The sequence below is a fragment of the Algoriphagus boseongensis genome, from assembly GCF_004362805.1.
Classification (GTDB): domain Bacteria; phylum Bacteroidota; class Bacteroidia; order Cytophagales; family Cyclobacteriaceae; genus Algoriphagus; species Algoriphagus boseongensis.
Genome location: NZ_SNYF01000006.1, coordinates 45586 through 61310, shown reverse-complemented (window position 1 = coordinate 61310; position 15725 = coordinate 45586). Strand labels below are relative to the sequence as shown.

Below are 15725 nucleotides of genomic sequence, written 5' to 3'. Positions count from 1 at the left end.
TTCAGGATTAATTTTAACCAACTATTTTAACTTTAGAATTTAAATTTTGAAAAATAAAAGAATCGCCATTCTCGGTGCAGGAGGATTGGGAGCTTGTACAGCACTAGAATTGGCTCAAAGGGGGTATTCCATTGATTTGTATGAGAAACATTCTGAGCCTATCCGCAAAGCTAGTTTTGTAAATGAAGGAAAAATCCATTTAGGATTTATTTATGCCTTGGACAAGGATTTATATACCGCAAGGCAAATGATCATTGGGGCCGTCCATTTTATTTCCAATTTGAAAAGATGGATTTCCATTAAACCGGAAGAGGTTATTTCCACACCATTTTATTATTGCAACCATAGGGGTTCTCTTTCCAAAGGGGATGAGTTAGGAGCGCATTATCAAAAGTGTGCGGAAATTTTTGATGAAGTCAGCCAGCATTATGACAAGAAATACCTGGATTTCGAAGAAACTATCTTTTCAAAAAGACTTTCACAATCTGAAATGGAGGGGATGGTCAATCCCGAATATTTTCAGGATGTATTCCAGACCAATGAGTATTCTGTAGAACCAAGGATAGTTGCCTCACTCTTGACAGAAGCCCTTTTAGAAGAACCTAAAATTCGTCTTCATGTCCATACTACCGTCCAAAAAGTAGAAAGAAACGGCACCAGTATTAGAGTCCATTTTGAAGAAGGAGAATCGTTGAGGCAGGAGGAATACGATGAGGTTATAAACTGTACTTGGAATAGTCTGCTGAGGATTGATCAAACCATGGGAATTGAACCGCTATACAATTGGTCCTTCCGATATAAGTATGGGAATAAGATTTTGATTCCCTTTGGGAATGAGGATTTTCCTTCCTGCACCATGGTTCAGGGTCCTTATGGAGATTGTGTCAATTTTAGGGATAGGGGAGGATTTTTTTCCTGGTATCCAATTGGCCGAACGGGTTGGTCTGAAGGGAAAAACCCACCTGACTGGGATCAGATGTATTCCCAAGAAGAACGTTTTGACATTTTCAAAAGAAGCTTTGAGGAGTTGAAAAAGAGAGTTCCGGCTTTGAGGGAATTACACTATCCTAGCGAAAAAGTCGATCCTGCTGGAGGAATAATTTTCGCCTTGGGTAATACAGATGTGGATAACTCCAGTAGCAAGCTTCATACCCGGCATGAGGTAGGTATTCGATCCTTTGATGGATATCACTCTGTAAATACTGGAAAATATACCTTGATTCCCCTTTTGGCGCTTCAACTAGCCAATCGAATTGATGGAAGACCTGAAATGAATGAAAAGTCCACTGGTATCCATTATCATAGCAACCTATAATTGCAGCCATCTTTTAAGGCATGCTGTCCAATCTGTAATCAACTCTGATTTTCAGAATTGGGAATTAATTGTAGTTGGAGATTGCTGTACCGACGATACCGAGGAGGTAGTGGGTTCTTTTAGAGATGATCGAATCCTCTATTTTAATCTTCCTCAAAATAGCGGTCAACAAGCTACACCCAATAATTTTGGCTTATCAAAAGCCCAGGGAGAGTATATCGCTTTTTTAAATCAGGACGATTTATTTTATCCTGACCATTTGTCGAAATGCGTTAAGGAAATGGAGGATACTGAAGCGGATTTTATAATAGTTCCCGGCCTTAAAATTATTACGACCAAAAAGGAGGATTTTGAAAAAGGGAAGTATAGGGCAGATCTATGCAGCGTTCATCCTGATGGAAAGTTTTCTACCAATATATTCAGCGTAGCTTCCACCTGGTTTTTTAAATCTGAAATTGCCAAAAGGATTGGGGCATGGAATGTGGAAAAAGATCTTTATGTAACTCCGTCCCAAGAATGGATCTTCAGGGCTAACCAAAAAGGAGTTCGATTTCACTTTCCATCAAGGGTGGGGGTAATGGTAATTTTGAGTGGGGAGCGTAGAAACTCTTATGTCAATAAACACAGTTTTGAGCATGATTTTTTTTCAAAAAGGATGAATGACCCGGAGTTGAAAGCAAAGCTTTTAGAACAAGCTGCAGTTTTTGCATATAAATTTGTCCAAGATCAGTTTTTCTTTCAGCCCAAAGTATTAGTCAAAAGAGTAATGGGTTTGCCCTTAGACTGGGTACTAAAAAAATTCAAAATTCATCCCACCTCACTTCGCTTTCGAATGGTTTGGGGGGCGAAAGGAAATTTAATCCAAAAAGTTAGAAAGGATACCGGTTTAGACTAGCTTACTGTTCATGTGAATTCTTGATTTTTCTTTCTCATTTTTGGAATAAAAATTAAGCCCATGAAAGCCCTCCTCACCATCGGACTTCTAGTTCTTTCTAACACATTTATGACACTTGCCTGGTATGGTCATTTGAAATTTGCCGAATGGAAATGGTTTAGTAAGCTCGGTCTGGTTTCGGTCATTCTGATCAGTTGGGGAATAGCCCTATTCGAATACTGCTTTCAGGTACCTGCCAATAAAATTGGTTTTTCCGGCAATGGAGGTCCTTTTTCCTTAGTGCAGTTGAAAGTTCTTCAAGAAGTAATTACTCTCGTGGTGTTTATGATTTTCACCTTGATTGCGTTTAAAAATGAAACCTTAAGGCTAAACCACCTCATCGGAGCTATTTTTCTTATTTTGGCTGTCTATTTTATTTTCAAAAAGTAGCCAGCAGCCCATGAGGTCTTCAATTTTTGTTTTCCTGATTGCCATGTTTGTTTTTTCTTCCTGTAAAGAAGAAAAAGCAATTCCTCCGAATATTGTCTTGATTTTGACGGATGATCAGGGATATGGGGATCTTGGAGTCCATGGAAATGAAGTAGTCAAAACTCCCAATTTGGATCGCTTGGCAGGGGAATCAGCTCGATTTGACAGGTTTTATGTCAGTCCACTTTGTGCGCCTACACGGGCCAGTTTATTGACAGGTCGATATCATCTTCGCACAGGGGTGGTTTCGGTTTCTAAAGGTCTGGAAACTATGAATGCTGAGGAGTACACCTTGGCTGAAATGCTCAGAGATCAAGGGTATGCCACGGGAATTTTTGGAAAATGGCACAATGGGCAGCATTATCCCAACCATCCTTTGGCTCAGGGATTTGATAAATTCACGGGATTTTCGGCAGGGCATTGGTCGAATTATTTCAATACACATTTGGAGAAAAATGGAAAGGAAAAATCCTTTGAAGGCTATCTGCCTGATGTACTGACAGAGGAAGCTCTAGATTTTATCCGAAAAAATAAGGATCAGCCATTCTTCACATATCTATCGATCAATACTCCCCATAGCCCTAACCAAGTTCCGGATGAGTATTTTTTACCTTATAAAAACGCGGGACTTGATGATGAATTAGCGGCGATTTATGGGATGGTGAGTAATCTCGATTGGAATATCGGAAGAGTTTTAAACTTGCTTGAAGAGCTGGGCTTAGATGAAAATACGCTGGTCATTTTCCTGACAGACAATGGGCCAAATGGTCAGCGATTCAACGGGGAAATGAAAGGAATCAAGGGCTCCGTACACGAAGGCGGAGTGCGAGTGCCAAGTTTTTGGAGGTGGAAAGGGAAGATTACCTCACAGCTAATTTCAACTCCTGCAGCCCATATTGACGTTTTGCCAACCCTTGCGGATTTGATTGGAGTAAGGGAAATTCCTGGAAAACCTAAAGACGGAGTTTCTTTAGCTCCGCTTTTTGAGGGAGAAGAAATACCGCAACGAAGTATCTTTTCGCATGTCGCCCAGCTGGATAAAGAACTAAAAGAAAGACCGGGTGCAATACGAAAGGATTCCCTGCTTTTGACTCTTTTACCCAATGGATCCGAACTTTATGATTTGAAAAATGATCCCAAGCAATTGGTCAATTTGGCGCCTAGTAAGGTGGAATTAGTAAATGCTTTGGAGAAAGAATACCAGGATTGGTGGCAAGAGGTAACTGTAGAAATCGAAATGGATCGACAGATTCCAATCAGTAATTTGACACCAGAAATTGTCCTTCCTACTTATGAAGCAGAGCTCAAGGGCGATTTGAAATTCTTTGAAGGGCATGGATGGGCCCAAGATTGGGTGACTAACTGGAAAAATGAATCCGACAGCCTTGTTTGGAATTTGAATGTGATCGATTCGGGAGAATTTGAGGTTTGGTTGGAGTATTCAGCAGCTCCAAATCAGCTAGGTGCTGAATTGAGCCTTTCTACCTCTTCAACAACATTGACCCAAACTTTGGATCTAAGCTTTGAACCTATTCAAATCCCAAGTCCTGACCGAGTTCCCCGTAAAGAAGCCCCAGAGCAAACCTGGAATAGAATTCTTTTGGGTCAGATCCAACTTGCAGTTGGCAAAGAAAAATTAACCCTCTCGGCAAAAAAGATCCCTTCTGAGGGCTTGGGAGATGTATTTAGTGTCCGTCTTTTGCCAAAGAATAAATAAATAGTATGAATAATACACCCCAAAAAGACCTCACACTTGATCCTGAAAACTGGGATCAGATGAGAGCCTTAGGCCATCAGATGATTGATGATCTCTTTGATTATTGGCAGTCTATTCGAGATCAGAAAATCTGGAAACCTATGCCAGATGAGGTTAAAGAGTTTTTAAATCAACCGATTCCTGAAAAGGGACAAGATCCTCAGGAGGTTTACGAAGAGTTCAAAAAGAATATTTTCCAATACAATAAAGGGAATGTACATCCCCGATTTTTTGCCTGGATTCAGGGGACGGGCACGCCCATGGGGGTTTTGGCTGACCTATTAGCTTCTGGAATGAATCCAAACACAACAATTGGAGAGCATTCAGCCATGTACGTGGATCGACAGGTGGTTAATTGGTGCAAGGAAATGATGAATTTCCCAGCTGAAGCATCGGGGATTTTAGTCAGTGGAGGTTCTATGGCTAATATTACAGCATTGACCGTGGCTAGAAATTCCTTTGGGGAGGAGAAAATCAGAAGCCGAGGTCTCAAAGCCGCCTCAGCTCAGTTGGTTTTGTATTGCTCTGTAGAAACCCATTCCTGTATCCAGAAAGCTGCCGAAATTATAGGTTTGGGTACCGATGCCGTGAGAAAAATCGGCGTAAATGAATTCTATGAAATGAATGTGGAGGACCTGGAAATCCAGATTCAAAAAGATAAAGCTTCGGGTTTATTGCCATTTGCGGTGGTAGGTACTTCAGGAACGGTCAATACAGGAGCAATCGATCCTTTGGATGATTTGCTTGAGATATCCAGGAAATATGGACTTTGGTTTCATGTGGATGGAGCTTATGGGGCCTTGGCCAAATTAGACCCTGTTTATTCCGAGCGTTTAAAGGCAATTGAGGAAGCTGATTCCTTGGCCTTTGACCTTCATAAATGGCTTTATGTACCTTATGAAGTGGGTTGTACCTTGATTCGGGATGCCAAAAAGCACCGAGAGGCATTCGCCATTACTCCTAATTATCTACTCCAAGAATCCAGAGGATTGTCAGGAGGTTTGGAATCGATCAACAATTATGGTTTTGAGCTTTCCCGGGGATTTAAAGCCCTAAAAATCTGGATGTCGCTCAAGGAACACGGTCGGGAAAAATATGCCCAGATGATAGCCCAGAACAGTCGGCAGGCGGAATATTTGGCAAGTTTGGTGGAAAGCCATCCCAATCTTGAATTAATGGCTCCGGTCTCAATGAGCATCACTTGTTTCCGAATGGTAAAACCCGGTCTTTCTGAAAATCAACTGAGGGATCTTAATCGAGAAATCCTTCTTCGTTTGCAGGAGGAGGGAATTGCTTCTCCAAGTAGTACCATTTTAAATGGAAAATACACCTTGCGTGTGGCCAATGTCAATCAACGGACTCGAATGGGGGATATGGATCTTTTGGTAAGAGAAGTAATCAGAATTGGGGAGGGTATTGGGGTTTCATAGGATTTGGGTAAATTCCATAAACCCCTAGCCCCATGAAGTCATACCAATATCTGATCCTAGCTCTTTTATTTTTTGGCTGTAATCAAACAGAAAAAGACATTTCTAATGAAGAGTACCTAATAGCATACAATACTTTCGAACCAGACTCCTCTGCTGAGGATAATTGGGAAATAAGAATTTTAGATCCTAAGGATAGCTTAGGTTCCAAAAATCTTACACATCATCCAGATGTTGCATGGACCTATTTAGCATTTGAGGATAAGATTTATTTCATTTCCGACAGGGATACTGCCTACAGACATTTTTTCCTTTATCAAATGGATGCTGAAGGAAATCAGGTTAAAAAGTTGTCTGATTTAAGGTTGGAAGATAGTTGGATGGATATCGATACGGTGAGGAATGAAATGCTTGTTTCGGCTCGCCCAGAACAGTCAATCCGCTATCAACTCTATTTGATCAATTTGCAGGATGGATCATTTTCTCCTTTGGCAAATGATACTAGCTTTAGATTTCAAGATCCGGTATTTTCCCCAGATGGCAGTCAAATTGCCTTTGTCAAAAGACCAGTAGCTCAAATAGAAGGGGTATTCCCAGAAGTATTTCTTATGAATCGTGAGGGGACAAATCAAAGGCAACTTACGCATTTTCCAAAGGATGATCCGGCCGCAAATTCATACGGATATAAAGCAGGAGCTCTGAGATGGCATCCGACTGAAAATTTTATTTCTTATGCTACCACGAGAGGTGACATTACCTCAATTTTTGCTATAACTCCAGATGGGAATAAAAACTGGAAAATCAGTGAGAGTGGAAAAGATGAAGTCTACCATGATTGGAGTCCAGACGGGAAATGGTTTGCTTTTGATCAATTCCAAGATACCATATCAAAGCAATATCATATTGTATTAATGGAATGGAGGACAAAGAAGACTAGAATTTTGACAGACACCTTGGTAAAGACTCAGCTTGCTCCTGTTTTTTTAAGAAAGAAATTGTAAAGATTTCTTGAATCCAAACTATTCATTTTCAATTATTTAGTTTGAATCATGTATATTCTTACTCTTTTAACATTAACCCAAAATTCCAATTCACATGAAAAAATTGATTGCAGAGTTTATTGGGACCCTTTGGTTGGTCCTTGGAGGTTGCGGTAGTGCGGTTTTGGCAGCTGGATTCCCAGAGTTAGGAATCGGCTTCGTAGGCGTTTCTTTTGCTTTTGGATTGACTGTCGTGACAATGGCTTATGGGATAGGTCATATTTCAGGTTGCCACCTGAACCCGGCTGTTTCCATCGGGCTCTGGATGGGCGGAAGATTTGATTCCAAAGAATTGGTTCCATACATCGTAGCCCAAGTTTTAGGTGGCCTAGCTGGTGCAGCAATTTTGTATGTGATTGCAACGGGCAAGGCTGGGGTAGATTTAGGAGGATTTGCCTCCAATGGTTTTGGAGAAGCTTCGCCGGGTGGATATGGCATGGCTTCGGCTTTTGTTACCGAGGTGGTAATGACCTTTTTCTTTCTTATTGTAATTCTGGGTTCAACTCATCCAAAAGCACCAGCCGGTTTTGCTGGTTTGGCGATTGGCTTAGCATTGGTGTTGATTCATTTAATCAGTATCCCTGTTACCAATACTTCCGTGAACCCAGCCAGAAGTACTTCTCAGGCGATTTTTGCCGGTGGAATTTATCTTCAACAACTTTGGCTTTTTTGGATAGCACCAATTCTTGGCGCAATTTTGGCAGGGGTATTTTATAAATACCTCTCCCCAAATGAGGGATAAATGTCAATTTTAACCAACAATTTTAATTCTATCCTTATTTATGAAATTCTTAAAATTAGCCTCCCTGGTCATGTTTTTGGGAGTTATGGTTTCCCTTCAAGCAAATGCCCAAGAATTGGGTTTGAGATTCGGAAATGTCAACGGAAATAACGTTGCAGTTGACGGAGTTTTTGCTCTTGGGGATTTCAGCCGGATCCACGCTGATGTGAGCTTTGGAGATGGCGGAGTAGGCATCGATGCCCTTTGGAATCCAGTTTACGACAATATTTCTGATTCAGATTTTAAATGGTATGCTGGTTTCGGACCTTCTATTTTTCTAGCCGATGATTTCAGATTTGGCGCTGCTGGCGAAATCGGTGTTGAATATTTATTTACGGATGTTCCGATTTCCTTAGGCCTGGATTGGAGACCTTATTTTATTTTGGTGGAGGAAACCAAATTTGACGCCGGAGGATTTGGATTAAACATCCGCTGGAGATTTGGACCAAATGACTAAATGAATTTAAAGCGGGGAATTCCCCGCTTTTTTTATGGAAATAATTTTTGAAGGACAGATTTATTTGGAAAAGTTTCCTGGGAAAGGAGGATGGACCTTTGCAAGGATTCCCAAAGAGTATAATCCCAAAGGAAAGTACTTTGGAATGGTAGAGGTTTTTGGAAGTATCGATGAGTTTTCCTTTGAGAAAAAACACTTGGTGCCCACAGGCGATGGAACTGTCTTTATTCCAATTTCCAATGACATCCGAAAAGCCATTCAAAAAGAAGCCGGCGATCCCGTTTTTCTGAAAATTTACCGAAAGGAAGCTCCCGATGGAATCCCAGATGAACTTTTAGCTTGTCTTAAAGACGATCCAGGAAAACTGGAAGCCTTTTTAAATCTTCCAGATTCCGAGCAAAAGGAATGGGTTCAAACGGTCTATTCCTCCTCAAATGAGGACCTAAGAGTTAAGCAGATTCTTCGGCTACTTAATTCCCTAGCTTAAAACTCCACAATTATTCCAACCGTTGGCAGAATGTTTCCTGCGGTATTTCCGATCAGCTTGAGCTGGTAGCTGCTTGGATTATTAGGATCAACTAAGATATTTCCAGAATTGTCTCGAACCGGAATTAGAATAGGAGCTTGCTCGGCCTGGAAGTTGTATGCGTTTTGGATGTCTACATACCAATTCAGATTCCACTTTTGGAAATAGTATTTTTTATCCAATCGCAAGTCAAGCTGATGAAAAGCAGGAAGTCTGATGGCATTAATTTGGTCATAGTCCAAGACTCCGGAATTTCTTAGATCCCAATTCTCGATCAAGGCAGATTCTTCCAAATCATAAGGGGTATAAGGGGTTCCGCCAAGGAATCTCCATCTCGCTCCAAGTTCCCAGTTTTTACCAAAGCGTTTTCCGGCAGTCAAACTGACAATAAACCTGTTGTCCCAGGAAGAAGGGATAAATCCATCAGTATTAGGATTGGTAAATTCACTTCTTACCAAGGTTAGAGCCGCTATTCCATAAAAATTATTGAATAGTCGCTGCTGAGCAAGAAATTCCAAACCATATGCTCTTCCTTCAGAATTAGACTCCACTGGTTCATTTCCGATGACACCAAAGTCAGCTCCCAAATTGGCCAATGAAATTCCATTTCGGATAGAAGATGGATAGTTGCTGTACTTTTTATAAAATGCCTCAGCGGTAAACCTTCTGTTTTTTTCAGGCACAACAAATTCTATCCCACCAATCAATTGTGAATTCCGGATGAAGCGAACATCATTTAACTGATTGACCAAATCACCCTCATTGTTTTGATAGCCCAACACAGTGTAGGGAGGTTTTTGGTAATAAATCCCAGCATTTGCAGTGGCATAAAGGTTTGGCTTCAATTGATAGGAAACCGAAAATCTGGGGCTGATTTGGTTTAGGGGATTTTGTGCAGTCTTGCCGAAATCAGCTCCATCCATTCGGATTCCTCCAGTCAGCAATAGACGGTCGTCGGAAAGATTTTTACTTGCTGAGAAAAATGCACCGTATTGGTTGAAATTGGAGGTAGAGGTAAAGTCAATAATTTGCCCCGTTCCGGCCAAAGTGCTTCGGTCGAAGTTGTCAATGAAATATCTGGAGTAGGTGTAATTTACACCATATTTCAAGGTGTATCCTTTTCCAAAGATTGAATTCTCAGCCCGGAACTTGTTTTCAGATTCCTGAGAAAGGTAATCAGACAAAAGATTGGCTTCTGAACTCTCGTCGTTATTGGCATATTTGTAGGCCCGGTTGTTCAGCATATTTCGGCTAAGTATAAATGTCCAAAAACCATTTTCTCTGAATCGCTTTAGCTTCAAGCCTGTTGCGTAATTCCATTGATTTTGAATAGGTAGGACATCCAAGAGATAAAGCCTGTTTTCTCTTTCCTCTTCAGTCTCATCCTCAGGAATATCTTCATTGAGTACAAACTGATCAATTGCTCCGACTCCGATAAATGTCAATTCGGTTTTTTCATTGAGCTTGGTAGTCGTTTTAAGCTGGAAGTCATTGAAGGTTGGCAAAAAAGGCAATCCTAAAAGCCTAAATAAACCTTGGAGGTAGGATCTTCTTGCAGAAAGTGAATAAGTGGTTTTTTCACTCAATGGACCTTCATTGGAAATTGTCAGTTCAGATGCTCCCAAGGTCATTTGGGTGAACATTTTGTCCCGTCTTCCCTCTTTCAATTGAAACTCAAAAAAAGAACTCAAGGCATCCATACGGTTAGCAGGAAAGCCCCCCGTAATCACATCCACATTCTTGATCAGATTCACATTAAGAATTCCAACTGGGCCACCTGAAGACCCTTGAGTTGCAAAGTGATTGATTACCGGAACCTCGATTTCATCGATGAAGAATTTATTTTCATTTGGAGCTCCTCCTCGAATCAGAATATCATTTCTGAAACTTGCCGTAGAAGCTACACCAGGAAGAGATTGAATTACTCTGGAAATATCCCGGTTTCCTCCTGGATATCGTTCAATTTCGTTACTATTCAGTTTTCTTACAGAAATTGGTGTTTCTTCAGAGCGTGAAAATTCAGAGCTGACGACCACTTCTGTAAGCTCAGAAGCTTCTTCTTCTAATGAAAAATCTAATTGAACAGGACGAGCCAAAGTCACTTGGACTTCGTAGGCAGTTGAGACTTTATAGCCTACAAAACTTGCTCGGACATTGTATAACCCTGGAGGAATGTTTAGGATCTCATAGGCTCCATTTTCGTCGCTAATACCGCCAAGGTCAGTTCCTAGAATTAAAACATTTGCAAAAGGAACAGGCTGGTTATTTACGGGATTGATGATTTTACCTCTAATGATTCCTTGGCCAAAAGCCAATAGAGTAAACATCAAAAAAGAAAGAGTAAGTAAATAAGATTTCATTTAACCGGGTTTTAGAGGTTAAAAGGCAGAAAGCATCTAAAAAGTTTTCAAACTTTTATTTTTTGCGAAAAATCAAGAAAGAATTGATCTCTTTTCTTCTTTGACCTGCCACAATCTCCACCAAGGTGTGCCTGGTGAATCGTGGTGCTCAAAGTGATAACCGAAAAAATAGCAGGAAATGAATGCCCAAAGGTGATTTTCAGATTGAGTATGGGAATGATGCTCGTTTTGAATTTCTCCCATGTGAGGAAGATAAGTTCCGAAATAGAAGAGTTGGAATGTGGATAATACTGCCGGCAGCATCCAGAAAATGATGAGGTTTTCTGTTGGAATAATCAGTTTCAATAGGTTGAAAGTGATAGCCATAAGCAAGATCTGCCAAAGATTGACGTATTGGCGGATGAAACTCAAATACCAAATCCAGAACTTTCCTGAAGGGTGATAGTCAGGATCCTTATCCGTGGCTACATATCGATGATGCTCGTGGTGCTTAGGAAAAAGCTTCCAATAGAAGTTGTATGAAAATAAAATGGCAGCGATCCAACCTGTGAGATGGTTGATTTTTTTATTGGAGGATACCACCCCATGCATGGCATCATGCGCGGTAATAAATAGACCGGTGTAGAGGTGTGTTTGGGCGAGAATGGCTAAATACACCAAGGGATTTGACCAGCTGAATTCCCAGTTTAAAAGTGAAATCAATAGAATTGCCCAAGTCAGAATAATAGTCCAACCGACAATTAACCCTTTCGGATCAATAGATTTCACTTGAGAAATTTTAGGCATGTTAAAAGGTAAGAATTCTTTCTCTGACTTGCTCCATGAGCCACATCGGAGTGGAGGTAGCTCCACAGATTCCTACAGTTTCATTTTCCAAAAACCAGCCTTGTTCGATTTGATCTGGATTAGAAACGAAGAAGGTGTTTGGGTTTCTTTCTTTGCAGACATTGTAAAGGACCTTGCCATTGGACGACTTTGTTCCGCTCACAAAGACGATTTTGTCAAACTTATCTGCAAACTCTCTAAGTTCCTTATCGCGGTTTGACACTTGCCTGCAAATCGTGTCATTTGTATTTACTGTAATTCCATTTTCTGTAAGAATAGAATTGATTTCATAGAATTTATCCGTGCTTTTGGTAGTCTGACTGTATAGGGTCAGGTTTTTTGGCAAGGTTTCTAAGTCTAATTCTGAAATGTCCTGAAAAACAACTGCTTTGTTGTTTGTTTGACCCAAGAGGCCTATAACCTCTGCATGTCCATGCTTGCCATAGATGTAGATGCTCTCGTCCTTGTCAAAAGAATTTTTGATTCGGTTTTGAAGCTTTAGCACTACTGGGCAAGATGCATCAATCAACGTAAGGTTGTTCTTGATTGACAGCTCGTAGGTAGAAGGTGGTTCTCCATGAGCACGAATGAGGACTTTTTCATCGCGAAGATTATGCAGCTCCGCATGGTCAATGATTTTAAGTCCTTTTTTAGTCAGTCTATTGACTTCTTCATCGTTATGGACAATATCTCCTAAGCAATACAGATATCCTTGCTGATCGAGTATTTCTTCAGCCATTTCGATGGCATAGACTACCCCAAAGCAAAATCCGGAATGATTGTCTATATGTACTTGGAGATTTTTCATTTTTCTAATAACTGACTAGTGTGTCAATTGTTTTTTTGCTTCGGATCTTTTCGAAGATACTGACATTCATTAAGAAAAGGATCAATGAATAGACTGTGTCTTCGATAGGAACAGTCCAGATTCGGATTCCGAGGTTTTCGGTATTGTTATAAATGACTACCGGTTCATCGGTAACTCCTCCTGTTAAAATTCCATTGCACAAGAAAAGGGGAATCAAATGAACCAGGTAAGCAAATATGAATCTTCCCAAATATTTGTCCTTGAAAATCAAGTAATGAACCAATAAAGTCAATCCTCCTAATATAAAATTTACGGAGGTGTACCATTTGTCCAGGTTCATCAATCCAAAAATCAATAAGAATGGAACCAAGACAAAAACCACGGGCTTTCCTAAAGGTTTGAAATGGTCTTTTGGGAAAAAGTAAATCAGAACTTCATAAATAAAGACGCAGGCAAAAGGGATAAATACAAAAAACAGCAATTCTTCCAATGGTAGGTTGAAGAGGTAAATCCCAAGAATATATCGGGGATTAAATTCCCAAACTCCAAGGTAAGTGAACCATATATCCCACACCACAAAGAAAGTCCCTGTTAGTAGAATGGCCGGAAAAAGAGCATACCAATTGGAAGCAAACCTAATCCTATGCTCAAACGACTGAGCCAAGGGATAAGACAAAGCAAATAGATTAACCGCCAGATAGAGGTATTTTTCCATCAAAGAAGCCCTAATTTGTTTTCAAAATAGGTTCCCACCAAAAGGGAAATTTTTTGGGTATTCGGAATTCTCACCCTTTTTTGGGTAATGGTTTCAGGGGATAGACCCTTGATTTTATCAAACAACTTTTGATAGTAGAGATAGGCGACTTTTACTCCTAGTTTTGCTCCTGAAGGCAATCTTTCAATCCCAATTAAAGAATCATCAAAGTCTTTCTGGATATCTTCCTCAATGAGCAATTTAGCAGACTTGTCAAATTGGTTGAAATCTACTCCCGGGAAATAAACTCTTCCTCGTTCTTCAAAGTCACTTTTCAAGTCTCTCAGGAAATTAACTTTCTGGAAAGCAGCCCCTAGCTTACAAGCTGGTTCTCTCAGGCTTTCATATTGAGCCTCATTCCCTTCACAAAAAACCTTCAAACACATCAGTCCTACTACTTCGGCAGAGCCATAAATGTATTCGTGATACTTGGAATCATTGTAAATCTTGAAATCGAGGTCCATCTCCATGCTATGAAGAAAGGCTTCGATCAGATCTTTCGAAATATTGTATTTATTAACAATGAGCTGGAATGCATGCAGGACAGGATTCAAAGAAATTTTTTCCTCTATCGCCTGATAAGTTTCTGCCTTAAAACGCTCCAATAGCGTTTTTTTATCCTTGTCGTGAAAGGTGTCAACTATTTCGTCGGCATATCTCACAAAACCATAAATCGCGTAGATGGGCAAATGGAATTTTTTGTCCAAAGTTTTGATCCCCAACGTAAAGCTAGTGCTGTATCGATGTGTAATCAACTTGCTACACTCAAAGGTGGTTTGGTCGAATAATTCGATTGCATCCATGCTATTAAGTTAGTTTAATCTTGGCAAATTATAATCCTTTATAATTTCGTTAGCCACCACACCCCCAGAAATAAGTGAAGGAGGTACTCCTGGACCTGGAACAGTGAGCTGACCAGTATAATACAGGTTTTTCACCTTTTTGTTTTTCAAACTAGGTTTGAGAATGGCAGTTTGCATCAGGGTATTAGCCAAACCATAGGCATTTCCTTTGAAAGCATGGTAATCACTTTTGAAATCACTATGCGCATAAGATCTTTTGAAAATGACATGGGATCGGATTTCCTGCCCGGTTATTTTCTCTAGCCTGTCCATGATGATGTGGTAGTATTTCTCTCTCATTTCTTCAGAATCTTCCAAATCTGGAGCTAAAGGAACGAGAAGGAATACATTTTCCATTCCTTCCGGCGCCACCGTCGGATCAGTCAATGAAGGTACAGAGGCATAGAAGAGAGGTTTTTCCGGCCATCTTGGATTTCTATAAATGGCGTCTGCATGTGGACCAAGAGGTTCATCAAAGAACAAATTATGGTGCCTCAAATTTTTGAGTTTTTTGTCAACCCCCAGGTAAAACAAAAGGCTGGAAGGAGCCATAACTCGTGAATCCCAGTATTCATCAGAATAATTACTGTATTTAGGATTCAGCAAATGTTTATCTACATGATGATAATCTGCCCCCGTAACAACAATATCTGCTGAGATTCTCTCACCTGATACAAGGCGGATTGTCTTCGCTTGTCCGTTTTCTACCTCAATTTCTTCCACTTCAGCCGAATACTGAATTTTCACCCCTTTTTCTTCTGCCAGTTGAACCATTCCTTTGATGATTTCATGCATTCCGTTCATTGGGTACCAAGTACCCAAGGCGATATCTGCATAATTCATCAGGCTGTAAAGAGCAGGGATATTTTCAGCAGTTTCTCCCAGAAAAAGAACAGGAAATTCCATCAGACGGACGATTTTTTCGTCCGAGAAATATTTCTTGACGTGTTTGGACATGGATTGGAAAATATCCATGCGTACCATATCCACCAATAATCCTGGGGAAGTAAACTCAAAAATAGAGCGGCTAGGCTTCTTTACTAAATCATGAATGCCGACTTCGTATTTATATTTTGCCTGTGCTAAAAATTCATCAAGGTTTTTCCCGGCACCAGGCTCTATTTCATCCAGCATTGCTTTGAAAGCATTCAAATCGGCCGGAATATCCAATTTTTCCTTTTCCCCATAGATAACCGCATAGGAAGGATCCAATCGGATTAAATCGTAATAATCACTTGGTTTTTTGCCGAAATGGGCAAAATACTCCTCAAAAACATCAGGCATCCAATACCAGCTTGGACCCATATCAAAAATGAAACCCTGATGTTCGAACTTTCTCGCTCTTCCACCAGGGGAATCATTTTTCTCTAAAAGGGTGACTGAACAACTAGTATCTTGAGCCAAATGGGTGGCTGCGGACAATCCGGCAAAACCGGATCCGATTACAACCACATTCTTTTTGGACATGGAA

15 protein-coding genes are annotated in these 15725 nt (G+C 40.4%); 9 read left to right on the top strand and 6 right to left on the bottom strand.

Translation table 11 applies throughout. From position 1 onward, the window contains the following. Nucleotides 1-46: 46 nt before the first annotated feature. The 9 genes from DFQ04_RS07840 to DFQ04_RS07800 all read left to right on the top strand — a co-directional run bounded on the left by DFQ04_RS07840 (nucleotide 47) and on the right by DFQ04_RS07800 (nucleotide 8626). Entirely contained in the window at nucleotides 47-1315 is a 1269-nt protein-coding gene (locus tag DFQ04_RS07840) for an FAD-dependent oxidoreductase (RefSeq protein ID WP_166637284.1), read from the top strand. Beyond that, nucleotides 1275-2210, top strand: a complete 936-nt coding sequence (locus tag DFQ04_RS07835; RefSeq protein ID WP_133554514.1) for a glycosyltransferase family 2 protein — start codon at nucleotides 1275-1277, stop codon at nucleotides 2208-2210. The genes DFQ04_RS07840 and DFQ04_RS07835 overlap by 41 nt, the downstream gene beginning before the upstream one ends. 60 nt (nucleotides 2211-2270) lie before the next feature. Beyond that, nucleotides 2271-2639 (top strand): DMT family protein, encoded by a 369-nt coding sequence (locus DFQ04_RS07830; RefSeq protein WP_133554512.1) that lies wholly within the window; start codon nucleotides 2271-2273, stop codon nucleotides 2637-2639. A gap of 10 nt (nucleotides 2640-2649) precedes the next feature. Then, a complete protein-coding gene (locus DFQ04_RS07825; RefSeq protein WP_133554510.1) occupies nucleotides 2650-4395 on the top strand; it encodes an arylsulfatase in 1746 nt (581 codons plus the stop codon). Between the two features lie 5 nt (nucleotides 4396-4400). Next, the gene (locus tag DFQ04_RS07820; RefSeq protein WP_133554508.1) at nucleotides 4401-5864 is read left to right on the top strand and encodes a pyridoxal phosphate-dependent decarboxylase family protein; all 1464 of its coding nucleotides are present in this window, start codon (nucleotides 4401-4403) and stop codon (nucleotides 5862-5864) included. Nucleotides 5865-5896: 32 nt separating this feature from the next. Then, nucleotides 5897-6862, top strand: a complete 966-nt coding sequence (locus tag DFQ04_RS07815; RefSeq protein WP_133554506.1) for a TolB family protein — start codon at nucleotides 5897-5899, stop codon at nucleotides 6860-6862. Between the two features lie 94 nt (nucleotides 6863-6956). Continuing rightward, complete coding sequence (aqpZ, locus tag DFQ04_RS07810) at nucleotides 6957-7643, top strand: aquaporin Z (RefSeq protein ID WP_133554504.1); 687 nt, start codon at nucleotides 6957-6959, stop codon at nucleotides 7641-7643. Nucleotides 7644-7683: 40 nt separating this feature from the next. Continuing rightward, complete coding sequence (locus tag DFQ04_RS07805) at nucleotides 7684-8139, top strand: outer membrane insertion C- signal (protein WP_243739650.1); 456 nt, start codon at nucleotides 7684-7686, stop codon at nucleotides 8137-8139. A 34-nt stretch (nucleotides 8140-8173) separates the two neighbouring features. Next, nucleotides 8174-8626 carry a YdeI/OmpD-associated family protein gene (locus DFQ04_RS07800; protein WP_133554502.1) on the top strand — a complete coding sequence of 151 codons (453 nt, stop codon included), beginning with the start codon at nucleotides 8174-8176 and terminating at the stop codon, nucleotides 8624-8626. Here the strand turns inward: DFQ04_RS07800 and DFQ04_RS07795 are convergent. From DFQ04_RS07795 to DFQ04_RS07770, 6 genes are all read right to left on the bottom strand, one after another. Then, nucleotides 8623-11025: a TonB-dependent receptor gene (locus DFQ04_RS07795; protein ID WP_133554500.1), complete on the bottom strand. Its 2403-nt coding sequence runs from the start codon at nucleotides 11023-11025 to the stop codon at nucleotides 8623-8625. The genes DFQ04_RS07800 and DFQ04_RS07795 overlap by 4 nt on opposite strands. Nucleotides 11026-11097: 72 nt before the next feature. After that, nucleotides 11098-11811: a fatty acid desaturase gene (locus DFQ04_RS07790; protein WP_133554498.1), complete on the bottom strand. Its 714-nt coding sequence runs from the start codon at nucleotides 11809-11811 to the stop codon at nucleotides 11098-11100. A gap of 1 nt (nucleotide 11812) precedes the next feature. Then, complete coding sequence (locus DFQ04_RS07785) at nucleotides 11813-12658, bottom strand: 4-hydroxy-3-methylbut-2-enyl diphosphate reductase (protein WP_133554496.1); 846 nt, start codon at nucleotides 12656-12658, stop codon at nucleotides 11813-11815. A gap of 4 nt (nucleotides 12659-12662) precedes the next feature. Then, nucleotides 12663-13373, bottom strand: a complete 711-nt coding sequence (locus tag DFQ04_RS07780) for a lycopene cyclase domain-containing protein (protein WP_133554494.1) — start codon at nucleotides 13371-13373, stop codon at nucleotides 12663-12665. After that, nucleotides 13373-14215: a phytoene/squalene synthase family protein gene (locus DFQ04_RS07775; RefSeq protein WP_133554492.1), complete on the bottom strand. Its 843-nt coding sequence runs from the start codon at nucleotides 14213-14215 to the stop codon at nucleotides 13373-13375. The genes DFQ04_RS07780 and DFQ04_RS07775 overlap by 1 nt, the downstream gene beginning before the upstream one ends. A 9-nt stretch (nucleotides 14216-14224) precedes the next feature. After that, nucleotides 14225-15721, bottom strand: coding sequence for a phytoene desaturase family protein (locus tag DFQ04_RS07770; RefSeq protein ID WP_133554490.1), 1497 nt, complete (start codon nucleotides 15719-15721; stop codon nucleotides 14225-14227). Nucleotides 15722-15725 lie beyond the last annotated feature (4 nt).